Raw genomic sequence first — 15231 nt, forward strand, 5'->3', positions numbered from 1 at the left:
TTTTAAAACTTTTAGGAGGAACCACAATGAAAGCAAAGACAAAAAGTAAAGTTTGGGCACTGTTAGGAACCGCCGTAATGTTGTTACCACTAGCTTTAGGGTTAGGAAATGTGAAGAGTGTTAGTGCGGCTGAAGACACGGATAAAGTGAAGGTTACATTGCATAAAGTAAGAATGGATAAAGCACTTGAGAAGGATATTACTAATACAGGTGAAGTCATCAATGGTTTCCCTGGTGAACCATTGAATGGTGTCGAGTTTAATGTTTACGATGTAACACAAGAATATTGGAAGGTATATACTAATGATGGTTCTGAATCAGATGCAGCTAGTGTTGCTGCAGAAGCTGTAGCAAAAACGGACGTTAGTGGTAAAAAATCTGAAGCTACAGTTACCACTAAAAATGGTGGACTAGCTGTCTTTTCTGATTTAGCTGCAAAAGAAACGATTACTATTGCAAATGAATCTCGCGAAGTTGATGCGGTTTATATGTTTGTTGAAACACCTCAGGATGGGGTTGAACCAGCAGCTAATTTAGTTTTAGCTTTACCTGTATACACTAATTTTAACATTGCAAATTCAACTATTCCCGGTGAAATTAATACAGATATCCACTTATATCCTAAAAATGTAATTGGACAAAGTACCGTAACTTTAAAAAAAGTTGGGAACTTTGATGATGCAGCTGATGGTTTGAAGGGAGCTCAATTCACTATTCAAGTTACTGGACCTAAAGACAACAAGCATATAAATGAATTTTACGTTGGTAACGATGATAATACTGGTGTTGCTTTATATGGTACCGAAGCTGAAGCTGAAGCAGCTAATGGTGGGGAAAATCCTTTAGTAGAAACAAAAGGAACTGAAGGTACGATTGAAGTTTCTGGTTTATTAGACGGAACATATACTTTAAATGAAACTGATGCTCCTGATGGTTATCAAGTTGCTAAGAATCAATCTCCTCTTACTTTTACGATTGAAAATGGCAAACTTGCTAACAATGATGCCGGCATCACTTATGAAGTTTCTGGATATGACTACGGTACACCAGGCAATAAGACTGAAGCTAAGCATGAAGCTAATAAAAATACCATCGTTATTGAAAATGAACTTAACTTTGGAAACTTCAAGTTCACTAAAGAAGATGTCAATACTAAAGCTCCTTTACAAGGCGCTGAATTTAGAATTACTAAGAACGATAACTCAGATAGTATTTTAAAAGTAAACTTAGACTCTAAAGGTTACAATTATGCCTGGTCCGATGAAAAAGACGCTGAAGGTAAACTAGTTGAGTTAACTGGCTATGAAGAAGTTGTTCTTGTTTCTAATGAAGACGGGATTGTTCAAGCCCATGTTGGGACTTCAGAAGGAAAATTAATTGACTTAGATGGAGATGCTACTGACTCTATTGAAGGTTTGAAACAGGGTACGTACTACTTGCAAGAAACAAAAGCACCAGCAGGTTACGTTTTACCTACAAATGCTTACACAGAATTTAAAGTTAATTTAACAAAAGATGAAGGCGAACCAGATGTTGATACTAAAATAATTGACAACCAACCTAAAGGTGTCCTACCGCACACAGGTGGCATGGGGATTATTGCTTTTGTGGCTGTCGGGACTGCTGTAATCGCCGGCGTAGGTTTCTACTTCGTTAAACGTCGTCAAGAAACGGAAGCTTAATTTTTAAAAATTTGAGCTAGGGAGTTTGCTCCCTAGCTTCTACATAGATTTTTGTGGGAATTTCCACAGAACATAGGATATATGTACTAACAATAATTTCTTACAGTCAAAAAATTGATGCACCATTGGGGCGACCAGTGGTGTTTTCGCTTGAATAATGTACAAAAATAAAATGGCAATTTTTCCGTAAAAAATATGGATTATGCAGTAAAGGAGTCGAATTTAATGAAAAAATTTGTGACGGGTCTTATGGCGTTGCTATGCTTGGTGTCGGTTCTACCGGTGCAGGTTTTTTCAGCGACTAATGTAGATGGAGTGAATATTTCCGATTCAACTTTTGCACAAGACTACGAAGATATGTATGACCATAAAACGGGCTATGTTGAAAATTCGTTTTTAGGTGTTGCTCAATTTTTTACTTTGTTTGGTGAAAAAGTAACGGTAGCAAATACTGTGAATGGCAACATTGCTGCGGATGAGCTTACTGCAAAAAATACGTTTGGGACAGACGAGACTGTAGGGAAAAAAGAAAATGGAGAAGAATTTGTAATTCGAGATCATTATTATATTGGTAAAGTAACCGATATTAATGCATCTGCATTTAAAGCTAAAGATGACAAGGTTATGTTTGGAGCAGATAACACTTTGCAGTTAGAGGAAAATAAGTTTAAATTAGGCAATGTCACCTTGTCTTTGGATAGCTTATCTAAAGAAAACACTTTTCTTGAGTCAAAGGATATTCCATATCTCGGAACAAAAGTGATGCCCGTAACGTCTACTGACGAAGTAAAACAAGTTCTTAATGCTGAAGAAGACAAAAGTTTAACATTAGCAAGTTATTTAAGTAGCAATTTTTCAGATAAAAGTAATAATGATATCTTTACGACGGATAAAGATGAGGTTGAGATTAACGGGTTTAAGGGTACATCTAAAGTAGATCAAAATAATAGATATGTCGATGTTTCAAAAGTTACAGATAAAAATCAAACTATTTTTGTTCATTTAAGTGCTGATGAGTTAATTGGGTCGTCTACACCGATTACCGTGAAAGGTTTAAATGTAGACGATAGCGGGAAAATCTCTCCTCACGTCATTTTCGTGGTGGACACAACCGGAAAAGAAAATATAGATACTCAAATACAGGTTAAATTAGTTGATTCTAAGGGTAACTCAATTACCTCTTCTAGTGAAGCCACGGGATACTTAAAAAATACTAATCCGATACTTTGGACGTTTGTAAATAATTCAATGAGTGCTAATCCTACAGTATTTTCTGGTAAGTTGACTATTAGAGGACTGTGGATAGGTGCAACACTAGTTCCCGGCGGTTCAATAGGGATTGGAACAAATACTTATGGTAATTTAATTGCTAGGAACGTTACTACAGAAGGAGGTAGCGCCTTTCGTTGGAACTGGGGTGGATATGCTAGTCCTACTGTCCCTGATGAACCAGTTACGACTACCCAAGAATTTCGAGTTGTGAAGTATGACGCAGATACAGGCGAGAAGCTAGACACAACAACTAACATGAGTTTTACCCTCACAGACCAAGATGGAACAAAAACAAACCTAGGCAGTAGCAATGAATTTAAAATTTCTGATTTAGCAGCTGGTGAATATACAATCAGTGAAACTTCAGCTCCAGATGGTTATTTACTTGAAGTAAGTGAAAGAAATTTTTCTATTGATGAAAACGGAAAAATAACGGTAGACAAGAAAGAGGTCCAGAACTTAAAAACTAGTGATTGGATAGCACAAAGAGCCAAAACAGACGGATACTATTCTGATGATTTTTATGTAGATGAAGATGGTACACTAGTTTTTGCAAAATATGATATTCCTATTACAGATACGATTAAGCTAACTGTCAAGAAGTACGACTACAATAAAGTAATGAGTACACTTGAAGAATTAGGGTTAGCCAAAGAGGAATTTGCTAAGAACAAAGATAAAGCTACCCTTGAACAAGTGGACATTGCCGAAAATGAAGTTACCAATCCTTTTGATAAAGGAATGAAAATATCTATAGTGACTGCTGTAGGTACAATTGTGCAAAATGCAGATGGAACATGGGATATTCCTAAAAATGCAGGATCGATTACGATTCAAGAAACTGCTGCTCCGTCGGGTTATCTGATTACAGACACATTAGGTGTTACCGATTATTCTATTGTTCAATTTGGATTTACTTTAGAGTCGGATGGAACAATCTCTACCAGTGATAACAATGCTCAAGGAGATACTATTCATTCCAATCTAGATAGTATTCAGCAAGATAAAAAGGGAAATCTAATTTTTTATAAGCATGATAAAGCTACTTCGCAGCCGATTTCTTTGGAAATAGATAAATATGATGCTAATACAGGAGCACAAGTAGAAGAACCCGGTATAAGAGATAATTTTATCTTCTCAATCCTAAATAATGAAGGAACGGAAATTTATCGGGGAACAGGGAAAGAACCATTACCTCTTAAAACAGGAGAGAAATATACAATTATTGAAAAGCAAGCTGATGTTAGCTATATAGCTAAAACAGAGATTGAATTTACTTTTTCTATAGATAATGAAGGAAACATCACACAATATACTGAAGATACCGTAACGAATAATTATGTAGATAAGGTCGTACCAGGTGTATCTAACGCATTAACATCTAATACTGCTTTTGTTTTCCAGATTTACGATGAAAAAGTGCCAAGGACAATCAATCTCCAAAAACTTGGCTTACCTGATGCTCCTGAAGCACCAGAAGGAATCATCACGAATCCAGAAGAGATTGATGAAGATGCGCTTAAGGCGATGGCATTTACGATTACCGATACTACTACGAAAAAAACTGATGATTTCACTGGCGATTATACTTTGGAATATGGTCATTCTTACGTGATTGAAGAAACCACAGCACCAACTGGTTATGAAGTTACGAATGCTAAGTATTATTTTGAATTTACGAGTGAAGGGGAAATTAAACCACGCTCAGAAAATGATGCAGTAAGTGGTGCGGTAAATGAGTTTACTGCCGAAAGTACGGCAGTAAATTACGACACCATCATCCAAAACAAGGACGGTAATTTCACCTTCCTGAAATACGACAAAAAGACGCCAGCCAAAGGTTACTTGCCTTCCACAGGTGGAAAAGGGACGCAAAATTATTTCCTCTATGGTGCTAGTGTATTCCTAGTTGTGCTAGCGTATTATTTCATTCGGCGGAAACGGACGACTGAAGGTTAATAGTTTTATGGAAAAGGGCAAAGTCGCGTGTGACACAGTCCTTTTTCCGTAAAGAAAGTTCGAAGAGGAGCAACTCTCATGAAAAAAGCGAAACAGACAAAAAAGAATAAAAGTGCTAAAGGGAAACGGCGCATTCGGCTGCTAGATATTTTCATGGTGTTGCTGTTAATGACGGGCGTTGGGGTGTTAGCCTATCCGTTTGTGCAGGATGCTTTGAACGATTATTTGGCGCAAGAGTTAATCTCTCATTACCAAACGCAAGCCAATAAGGAAAATGAAGCGGAACTGGCTAAAACGAAAGCCGAGATGACAGCGAAGAATAAGGAGTTGGCGGAAAAAGAGGCTCTTCCAGGGATGGATGCGTATAATGCAGCAGTGGATGCGGTGGCCCAGACGGATGTCGCCAACAATTCTTTTTATGAAGAGCACACGATTGGGATTTTGAGTATTCCTAAAATTGATGTGAACTTGCCGATTTTTGATGAGACGACGGAAATCTTTTTACAAAAGGGGTTGTCGCTTTTGGAGGGGAGTTCTTATCCCACTGGTGGCGAGAGTACACACGCTGTGTTGTCAGGACACCGTGGTTTACCGGAAGCTAAGCTTTTCACCGACTTGCCAGAACTCGTCATTGGCGATCAATTTTTTGTTCAGATTAACAATGAAACCTTAGCTTATGAAGTGGAAAAGATTCAGACGATTGAACCCACCGACACGGAGCCGCTGCGAATCCAAGCAGGGCGCGACCTCGTGACCTTAATGACCTGCACACCTTACATGGTGAACACTCATCGCCTCTTAGTCACTGGTCACCGCATCCCTTATACGGCAGAAAAAGCGGAAAAAGCGATTAAAAAAGTCACCACCGCCAAACGCAATAAGCTAGTCTTTTGGCTTGTGAGTGTGGCGGCAGCGTTTATCTTATTACTCTGGGGTTTGTTGCGCTTCTTGCGTTTGTTAGCAATTGGGAAGAAACGTTATCCCGTGGAATTTTATGTATTAGACAGTGAGAATCAGTCGGTAGTCGGGGCAACGTTTGCTATCAAAACCAAAAACGGCAAGCGCAACGTCACCCGCAATCAAGAACCGATTATTTTAACTAGTGACGATAAAGGGTTAGTCGCTTTCCCTGATTTAAAAGGCGGGCGTTATCGCTTAGTGGGGGATTGTGGTCGCTTGAAAATAAAAATCAAAAAAGCCAAAGATGGAAAGTTCCATTTGCAACTGTTACACAAAAAGCAAGGGACGCTAGTCTTACATGATGAACGCTACTCTTTAATCACTACGTCAACTGAAAAAAATTAGCAAAAGAGTTGTCACCGCGCCTGTTTTATGGAACAATATGGAAGAAGAGGTGAGTCATTTGGAACGTGAAGTTGAATTAGCCAAAGAATTAGTCGCTTATACGGAAGTGGTGGGTTCTCACAATCCCCATATTCAAGAAGTTGCTAAAGAATTATTAGCTTTATTACAAGCTGAAAAATAAGTAACTGACTGGAACTCTCCGGAAGAACTTCTTGCGGGGAGTTTTTTGCAACGTGCCCGTGTCTATAAAGGAGAAAAGTCTCCCAAAGTTGGGAAAACTTCACCGAGAAAGCATCGTGGCTTTTTATACTAAGGTGTGCTACACTTTAGAAAATTTTCGAGGAGCATTTTTATGAAGAGAAAAAAAGAAAAAAAGCATCGCCTCCGTAACTGGTTGGTAAATATCGCCATTGTGTTATTGCTATTGGTAGGTTTGGCGTTGGTTTTTAATAATCAAATTAAGGACTTGTTGATTAGTCGCATGTCCAATTACGATATCAGCACTTTGACTGTCGAAGATGTGAAAGCCAACGAGGAAGCAGCGGCGGTTTTTGATTTTGATCAAGTGGAGGCTGTTTCTACGGAAGCGGTGGTGAAAGCGCAATTGGCTAGCGCGCCGAAAAATGCCGTAGGGGGCATTGCCGTACCGACTGTGGGGATTAATTTAGCCATTTATAAAGGGGTCAGTGATGACAACTTGTTGTATGGCGCTGCCACCTTAAAGCCGGAGCAGAAGATGGGGGAGGGGAACTATCCGTTAGCCAGTCACCATATGATTGACAAGTCTTTGCTCTTTAGCCCACTGTTTAATTTAAAAATGGGGGAGCCGATTTATTTAACAGACTTAACTAATATTTACACCTATCAAACCGACTTTATTGAAACGGTAGCTCCTAATCAAACGGAATTAATTGAAGACGTGCCGGGAAAATCTTTAGTCACCTTAGTTACCTGTGATAATCAGGGAACTGCGCGTTTGATTATTCAAGGGACGTTAACGGTTACAACACCTTACAAAGATGCATCAGCTGACATGCTAGACGCTTTTGGTTTAGCCCGGAACAATCCAGGAAATTAATCCATGAAGAGTCTCTCTTTTCCCTAGTTGGAAAGGGGAGGCTTTTTTGCGTAGCGGGGAAGTTTCGACTATAATAGGAAGGCAAGTAAAAAGGGGGTGTGTCAGTGGAGTTCAGTCGAGAAATATCCGTACGGCAATTAGTGGAGTTTATCAAGAGGTGCGGTGACCTACAAACGAGCCAAAATTCTCAGCATACGGCCCAAGCTGGCAGTGCCTTACATCGTAAATTACAAAAGCAAGGGCAAAAGAAAAATCCCAACTATCAAAAAGAAGTCTCCTTTTCTTACGAGTATGAGCTAGCCGGAGTCACCTTCACGGTTCGCGGCCGCGCAGATGGACTCGTGGAAGAAGAGGGCCAATGGGTTGTGGAAGAAATTAAAACCTCAGAAGAACTTTTAAGTGAGCTGGCTCCCCCTCAAGTGGATCTCTTCTTTGCCCAAGGAATGTGTTACGCCTACTTTTTAATGCTGGAAAAAGATTTAACAGAGGTAACAGTGGAATTAGTCTACGTGGAAGTCTTACAAGAAGATGTGCGCCGTACGCGCCGTACCTACACTAAAGAGGCCCTGACAACTTTTTTTCAAGAGCTGATGGCGGAATATAAAATTTGGTTTGATTTTGTAGCAGCAATGCGGCAAGAACAACAAATGAGTATTGAGCAAATGACTTTTCCTTTTCCGGCGTATCGCAAAGGGCAGCGGGAGTTGATGGGGGTCGTCTATAAAGCTATTTACAGCAAACGCCAACTTTTTATGCAGGCACCTACGGGAACCGGCAAAACCATGTCCACTTTGTTTCCAGCGGTGAAAGGTTTAAACTTGGCAAAGTATCCGCAACTTTTTTATTTAACGGCCAAGACGATTACCCGCCAAGTGGTGGAAAGTGGGTTGGCGGCTTTAGGAGTCGGAGGCTTACGACTAAAAACCGTTACCTTAACAGCAAAAGATAAAATTTGCCCCCAACAAGACGGTTGTATGCAAAATTGTCCCCTAGCAAAAGGCTATTACGATCGGGTCAATGGGGGCTTAATGGATATTTTAAGTCACGAAGATTTTATGACCCGGCCGGTAATTGAAGAATATGCCGCGAAGCATCAATTGTGTCCTTTTGAATTTTCGTTAGACATTAGTCTTTTTTGCCAAGCGATTATTTGTGATTACAATTATGTCTATGATCCGTTAGTTTATTTGCGCCGCTTTTTTGAAGAGATTCCTAAAGATCGAGGACCGCTCCTTTTAGTGGATGAAGCCCATAACTTGGTGAATCGCGCCAAGGAGATGTACACGAAGCACTTGAGCTTGTGGCAGTTGCAGCAGGCCCACAAGTGGTTTAAAGAGGTCAAGAGTAAAGATGCCTTGACGCAAAAAGGGCGCCGCCAATTTTTAAAAGCGCGGCACTTTTTGGAAGATTATCAAGATAAATTTACAGCAGAATTTACGCAACAAACAGAGGCGCTAGAAGAATTTAACCTGAGTCTCGTCAATTTATTGGAGACTTTACGTCCTTGGCTAGCAGAAAATGAATTTGCCCACCAGGAAGAATTGCGGCAGTGGACCTTTGAAGTTCATGCCTATCTAGTAATTGCGGAACATTACAACGAAAAATTTGTGACGACCTTTCAACAGCAAGGGGCTGATTTTATCGTCAGCCAAGTGTGTCTAGATCCAGCAGAATTTTTAGCTAAGCGCCATGAAGATTGTTACGATTCTTTATTATTTTCCGCCACCTTTAGTCCAATTCAGTATTATGAAGAGCGGCTGGGAGCGCAACAAACAGCGGTGCATTACGCCTTGTCGTCGCCTTTTGAGAAAAGTCATCAACAAGTCATTGTGGCCAATTATATCGACACGACGTACCACAAGCGCACGGAAAATTTAACGAAGATTATCACTGCTATTTCCGCCATGATTGACGCCCGTCCTGGCAACTATTTTATTTTTGCGCCTTCCTACAGTTTCTTAAACGAAATCCACCAAGCTTTTCAACAGACGCCTCATAAGTGTGCCATCTATTTGCAAGAGCGGGAGATGGACGAAGGAGCGCGGGAGGAATTTCTGGCTCATTTTGTCGCCGATAGTCTGCAGACCACGCTAGGTTTTGTCTTACTGGGGGGGATTTTTTCAGAAGGAGTGGATTTAGTCGGCCAACGTTTAATTGGTGCGGCCATTGTCGGCGTGGGCTTACCGCAAATCAATCCTTTATTAGAGCTGGAAAAAGACTATTACCAAGAGAAAAATCAGCAAGGTTTTCAATACGCTTACCAGTTGCCGGGCCTAAACAAAGTGTTCCAAGCAGCGGGTCGGGTGATTCGGACGCCGGAAGATTACGGGGTAGTTCTGTTATTGGATCAACGCTTTACTCGTTTTCAGTACCGCAAATTTTTACCAGACGAATGGCAAATTGGTGTTGCCCACAATCCGCAAGGACTAACAGAAGGGTTACAGCGCTTTTGGCAGAAAGCCGGAAAAGTATAAAAACTTTTTAATATTTACGTGATAGTAGTATTTTTAGTTGTCAAATACCCACAAGCCCAGTAAAATGTGGGTTGTTATGGAAAAATAAGGAGGAATTTAAAAATGAAGAAAAAAGTTATTTTAGCCGGCCTTTTATTAGTCCTTGGCTTAGTAGGTTTATCAGGTTGCCAATATTATCAAGATACCTATAAAGGGGAAGAGTACTACGCCATCGTGCCTGAAGAAGTTCCCGCTAAAGAAGTAACGGTAGATAATCAAGGAAAAGAAGTCAGTGGTAGCTACAGTTATAAATATGACATTACTTGGGCCAATGAAGACGGCGAAACTTTAGACTTTCCAGTGGAAGTTTCTGGTGATAATCCTGAACCTTTAACTCCAGGTAGTTACATTAAAGCGACCATTAGCAAAAAGAGAATTGTAGAAGGTCCTAACACCGTGGAAGAAGGTTCCATTCCGCAAAACGCTTTAGACAAATTAAAATAAAGGCGGTACCTATGGAAAAAAATGCCAAAGAAAAAATGCAAGCATTAATCGATGAAAAAAGAGCTGGGGGCGGTCGTTCTAAAAAAATGGCCACGCCGAAAAATGACCGCAAAAATATGCGGAAAGGTCCTAAAATTTTTAATAAGTAAACAAAAAGGGTGTGCCAGAAATTGTTTCTGGTACACCATTTTTCATGCGCTGATTTATTCAGTAATAGCTTTGGCAATGGCCGCATTGACGGCAGCTTTTTCTTTAGTGATTAAGTTCACGCGACTTTCAATCACTTTGATGCCCATCGTAATTTCCCGACCTAAACCAGGGGTGGTTAATTTTGGTTCAAAGAAAGCTTTGAACTCTAAGAGGCGTTCTGGTGTTTTGAAGACAGCCGCTGTCACCGTGATGTAACTGGTGAAGGACATATCGCCACCCACTGTCTCTTCCAACCATTCCCAATTGGTGCGGAGCCAGTCCCAAGCTTTTTGTTCGCCGTGGGGATTGGACAACGTATTGTAATACCAGCCTCGTAAATCTTGCGGCTTGATGGCACTAGCATCTTTAAACTTGGCGATGACTTCATCTAGTAAGGCATCGTCTTTAGTTTGCGTTAAAGCGGAACCTAACGCTGATTTTAAGCTAGCATCAGCCGTATTGGGATAGCTAGCGAAAAACGCTTGGAAAAGGGCTGGTGTACCAAAATTTTTCATTTCGTTTACTAGAACTAAAGGCCGGATTGAAGCGTCTAAGTTCACTAATTGATCTGCGTATTGGGTAAACAATTCATGAGCGGCGTCAATTGCGGCTGTATTTTCAGCGTACAAGGCAGCACTAATCACGTTTTGCCGCACAAATTGGTCGTCGTTTGCTTCGCCAGCTTTGGGAGTTAAACCAAGACGGGTGAATTGCTCTCCACTTAATTGGTTAAAGAAAGTTTTCAGGGCTGTTTCTTCAGCCGTTTCTGGGGTAACGAAGCGTTTCAAGCTGTTGGCGATGCGATACAAAGCCAGGCTAACGACCGCAGCGGAACTATCAGCAAAACGCGGTAACAATGGCACTAAGTCGCTAAAGGAAAGTTGTTCTCCTTCAGCCAATAAGCGCAAGTCTTGTAACAGTTGCAGTTGGGTAATGGCATCGAAGTCAGTGACATCGGCTAAAATATCAGCTAGTAGTGTTTCATCATACTTCACGATAAAGTGGGAGTTATTGCCCACATTTAAACGGAAAGGTTCGCCGCTTTCTTGACGTAAGGTAGCGTAATTGCCTAAAGTAATTTCTTTTTCCGCCATAATGGTTGGTGCTACGGAATAATTACTATTTAAAGGAATTTGCCACATGCGACCAATTTCTTTGCCGTCCCCCACAAAGAATTGTTGTTGGCTTAAAGTCAGCTGGCCGTCTTTGACACTAGCGGTGACGACAGGATAACCTGGTTGTTCCAACCAAGAGTCCATAATGGCTTTTAATTCTAAACCTGAAGCAGCGCCTAATGCTTGCCATAAGTCAGCACCAGTGGCGTTACCGTATTGATGTTTAGCAAAGTAATTTTTAAGTCCGGTTCGTAAAGCCTCATCGCCAATCAAGGCGCGGACCATCACTAACATCCGAGCACCTTTAGCGTAAACAATCGCGCCATCAAAGAGAGCATCGACTTCAGCGGGATCTTCTACGGCGACGTGGACTGCTTGGACACCATCAGTAGCGTCCCGTTGTAAAGCCGCTGGCACGTCAGAAGTTTGGAATTCTTCCCAAATTTTAAAGTCGGGTTCCAAAGCATCGACAGCGACGTATTCCATCATGTTGGCAAAACTTTCATTTAACCATAAGTCATCCCACCATTTCATCGTCACCAAATCCCCAAACCATTGGTGAGCAACTTCATGGGCGATGACGGTAGCAACCCGCCGTTTGGTGGCTAAGCTACTGTTGTCAGCATCCAATAAAAGGTAAGCTTCTCGATACGTAATCAAGCCCCAGTTTTCCATAGCGCCAGCGGAAAAGTCTGGTAAGCCTAATTGCCAAGAGTGAGGAAGGGGATAAGGGGTTTGGAAAAAGTCTTCATAAAATTCGATGGAGCGTTTGGCAATGTCTAAGGCAAAATCTAATTCTTTGGCTTGATGAGCGTAAGTCCCAAAGACGCCAACTTTTACACCACTTTTAGTAGTAGTCAGTTTGCTTTGTAATTCTCCAAAGCCAAAAGCCACGAGATAAGTGGACATTTTTACTGTGGTATCAAAGTAGTGGACGCCATCAACGCAACGATTTTCAGGCATGTTAGCTAAAATTGTTTCGCCATCGTGTTCGTCAAATTTAAGCGCTAAAGCAAAAGTCGCTTTGGCTTCCGGTTCGTCAATGCCGGGGAAAGCTTGGCGAGCAGAATTTGTTTCAAACTGCGTGCCGATCAACTGTTTTTTCACGCCGGCTACTTCGTAATAAGACGGGTAAATGCCCATCATGGTATCGGTTAGAGGTGCAGTGTAAGTGACACTTAATTCTACGGTACCTGCTGTTGCTAATTCAATGTGTAAAGCATCGGTTGCTTTTTCCAAAGTGAAAGGCACGTCGATACCGTTAGCACTTACTTTGGTGACAGCTAAATCTTTTTGATGCAAAGAAATCTTCGCTTGTTTCGCTACCCCTTTAATGGTGGTAACCCCAGCAATTATTTTTGTTGCGCGATTTATGTCTAAATAAAGATCATAATGCTCTGGTTGAAAAAATTGATAAAAATGTTTAAATTCAGTCATCGCTTTTCCTCCATTTAATTAGAATATACCTATTATACGCCGGAATTTTTTATTTCGCACATGGAAAGAAGGTTTTACGGTGGAAAGATTTGAAAAACATTCGGAATTTACCAAGGTGTAGTCTTTTTTTGCAGAGCCCAAGGGAAAATAAACAACAAGCGTCTTTTTTTGTCAGACCTCAGGAAAGGTGCTACACTACAAGTGAGGATGATTTTCCATTTGTCATAGTATTAAAAAACTGAAGTCGGCGGACTTCAGTTTTTTTGACTTGTTCTATGCTGCTACATAGACTAAATCGAAAATTTCCACCACCACTAAGGAAGATTCCGCAAAATTTAAACCAAATTGGTTTGCTTCCTCCATAAAGAAGGGACGATGAACGTTGCGCCAATACTCTAGTGTTTGATTTCCTTCCCCTTCTAAGTAAGCGTGGGCTTTAGTGACTTGGCTAAAAGGTAAAAATTCCACAAAACGATTTTTAATAATCGCTTTGGCAACACCGGCTCCATCTAAGAGAACATTATACTGATCTTCTTGTGGGAGAGCCTCACCGCTTACCACGTATAAATCATAATAAGAAGAAGTAGCGTGTTTCTTGTTGGCTAACACCAACGCCAATAAGTCATCGGCCATTTGGGAATCATTGCCAAAAGACCATGCACTATAGGACAAGTTTGCCGGTAAATTATTTTCAGCGATAAATTTTTGCCAGAAAGCTACGACTTGTGGCGTGTTGGTTTCATTACTCATAAGCGACCTCCTAAAAAGGGATTGGTTTGTTTTTCAAAAGCGCCCGTCGTTTCTGGACCGTGGCCGGGATAAAGGGGTAGGTCTGGCGGCAAAGTTAAGAGTTGTTCTTGAATACTGGTTAACAAAGTTTGATAGTCACCTGTGGGAAAGTCCGTCCGCCCGATGCTACCATGAAAGAGCGTGTCTCCCACTACGGCAAATTCGGGAAAAATAAAACTTAAGGAGCCAGCAGAGTGTCCCGGTGTCGCCCGCACTTCAAAGGTAAATTCTCCTAAAGTGACAGGACCTGGCGCTAAATAATTTTCCACTACTTCACAAGTAAATGGGCGTCCTGTTAATCCCGATAAATTAAGTTGTGGTTCTTGCAACCAAGGGGCTTCCAAGGCTGAGACGTAAGCGGGAATGTCATAGGTGGCACGCATCTCATCTAAAGCTCCAATATGATCGTAGTGGGTGTGGGTCAAGAGAATCGCTTTTGGTTTTTGCGGGAGTGCGGTAATTGCAGCTTGTAAGTTTGCAAAGTCCGCTCCGGGATCGACGATTAATAATTCTTGGTCACCGCAAATCAAATAGCAGTTTTCGGCAGCCGAGCCAGTGACAATTTTAGTTATTTTCATCAGCAAAATCCTTTCTTTACTCCACTAGTATACCAACTTTTTACTAAAGGTAAAAATATTCTAACAACTACTGCAGGAAAAGGTGAAAACTCTTGAGAGTTTAGCTGTATACTTAAAAATTTTTCACGTTTCCTTAAGAATATCTAGCTATAGTATAAGCATACCAAATCCAAATTCCCAATGAAAGGCAACGTTGCAGTCAGCAGCGTTGCCTTTCGTGGTTTTATCTATAAATGTTCTTCTATGAAGAAAATATCTACGAGGTTTAAAAAGATTTTGGTGAAAATTTAATCTCATTTTTTTTTTAGTGTGCTAAACTACTCCAAAGAGCGTTTACGGTCATGAAAAAGGGGGCAGTGCTATGAAAACTTCAGTGCGTACAGTGTTGTATGGTCTAGTAATCTTCAGTTGTTTGATTTTGATTTACGTTTGGCGCTCCACTGGTCCGGCTACTCCCATGGGCAACCCCGAAACGATAATTCCTGAAGTTAAGGATGAGACTTTGTTAGCCGAGGCAACACCCCTTTCAGATATTCCAGCTGAATTGTCCCTCCAACAACAAGCAGATTTAAAACGATTAGATGTCAAAGACTTGTTGGCACATGATGAATTTTTCACCACCTACGGAAAAATATTGACGGTTAATTCTGAGGCGGTGACGCAGATTCATGCTGGAGTTTATGAGTGTTTGGCAACGGTGACGGTGCGTCAAGGTAAAGTTCAGAAGCAATTGCAAGTTACTAGCACGTATCGGATGGTGGATAATCATTTTATTTTAACGGGAGCATGCTATTAGAAACTTTTCGTCGAGAATTTTTTTCTCGGCGTTTTTATTTTTCCTAGGAAATCATGGTATACTAGGGAAAGAAT

12 protein-coding genes are annotated in these 15231 nt (G+C 40.9%); 9 read left to right on the forward strand and 3 right to left on the reverse strand.

Going from position 1 to position 15231, the window contains the following annotated elements; all coding sequences use genetic code 11:
- The first annotated feature begins 26 nt into the window (after positions 1–26).
- The 8 genes from FFM57_RS04010 (at position 27) to FFM57_RS09835 (ending at position 10402) form a co-directional block, all read left to right on the forward strand.
- Positions 27–1682 (forward strand): SpaH/EbpB family LPXTG-anchored major pilin, encoded by a 1656-nt coding sequence (locus FFM57_RS04010; protein WP_137599234.1) that lies wholly within the window; start codon positions 27–29, stop codon positions 1680–1682.
- A gap of 225 nt (positions 1683–1907) precedes the next feature.
- The gene (locus FFM57_RS04015) at positions 1908–4913 is read left to right on the forward strand and encodes a prealbumin-like fold domain-containing protein (RefSeq protein WP_170999880.1); all 3006 of its coding nucleotides are present in this window, start codon (positions 1908–1910) and stop codon (positions 4911–4913) included.
- Positions 4914–4991: 78 nt separating this feature from the next.
- The gene (locus FFM57_RS04020; RefSeq protein WP_137599236.1) at positions 4992–6218 is read left to right on the forward strand and encodes a class C sortase; all 1227 of its coding nucleotides are present in this window, start codon (positions 4992–4994) and stop codon (positions 6216–6218) included.
- 58 nt (positions 6219–6276) lie between these two features.
- Entirely contained in the window at positions 6277–6399 is a 123-nt protein-coding gene (locus FFM57_RS10015) for a hypothetical protein (protein ID WP_281275729.1), read from the forward strand.
- Positions 6400–6570: 171 nt separating this feature from the next.
- Complete coding sequence (locus FFM57_RS04025; protein ID WP_137599237.1) at positions 6571–7296, forward strand: class A sortase; 726 nt, start codon at positions 6571–6573, stop codon at positions 7294–7296.
- Between the two features lie 104 nt (positions 7297–7400).
- Positions 7401–9770 (forward strand): ATP-dependent DNA helicase, encoded by a 2370-nt coding sequence (locus FFM57_RS04030; RefSeq protein ID WP_170999881.1) that lies wholly within the window; start codon positions 7401–7403, stop codon positions 9768–9770.
- Positions 9771–9872: 102 nt separating this feature from the next.
- A complete protein-coding gene (locus FFM57_RS04035; RefSeq protein ID WP_137599239.1) occupies positions 9873–10253 on the forward strand; it encodes a YxeA family protein in 381 nt (126 codons plus the stop codon).
- Positions 10254–10264: 11 nt separating this feature from the next.
- The gene (locus FFM57_RS09835; protein ID WP_170999882.1) at positions 10265–10402 is read left to right on the forward strand and encodes a hypothetical protein; all 138 of its coding nucleotides are present in this window, start codon (positions 10265–10267) and stop codon (positions 10400–10402) included.
- 54 nt (positions 10403–10456) lie between these two features.
- On the opposite strand, the gene FFM57_RS04040 is transcribed toward FFM57_RS09835, so the two are convergent.
- From FFM57_RS04040 to FFM57_RS04050, 3 genes are all read right to left on the reverse strand, one after another.
- Positions 10457–12994 (reverse strand): M1 family metallopeptidase, encoded by a 2538-nt coding sequence (locus FFM57_RS04040; protein ID WP_137599240.1) that lies wholly within the window; start codon positions 12992–12994, stop codon positions 10457–10459.
- A 273-nt stretch (positions 12995–13267) separates the two neighbouring features.
- Positions 13268–13744, reverse strand: a complete 477-nt coding sequence (locus FFM57_RS04045) for an ASCH domain-containing protein (RefSeq protein WP_137599241.1) — start codon at positions 13742–13744, stop codon at positions 13268–13270.
- On the reverse strand, positions 13741–14361 hold the full coding sequence (locus tag FFM57_RS04050) for an MBL fold metallo-hydrolase (protein WP_137599242.1): 621 nt from the start codon (positions 14359–14361) through the stop codon (positions 13741–13743). Before FFM57_RS04050 ends, FFM57_RS04045 begins: the two co-directional genes overlap by 4 nt.
- A 361-nt stretch (positions 14362–14722) precedes the next feature.
- Here FFM57_RS04050 and FFM57_RS04055 point away from each other — a divergent pair, with 361 nt between their 5' ends.
- Positions 14723–15157: a hypothetical protein gene (locus FFM57_RS04055; protein ID WP_137599243.1), complete on the forward strand. Its 435-nt coding sequence runs from the start codon at positions 14723–14725 to the stop codon at positions 15155–15157.
- Positions 15158–15231: the final 74 nt, after the last annotated feature.

It is taken from the genome of Enterococcus nangangensis (genome assembly GCF_005405245.1).
Taxonomy (GTDB): domain Bacteria; phylum Bacillota; class Bacilli; order Lactobacillales; family Enterococcaceae; genus Enterococcus_J; species Enterococcus_J nangangensis.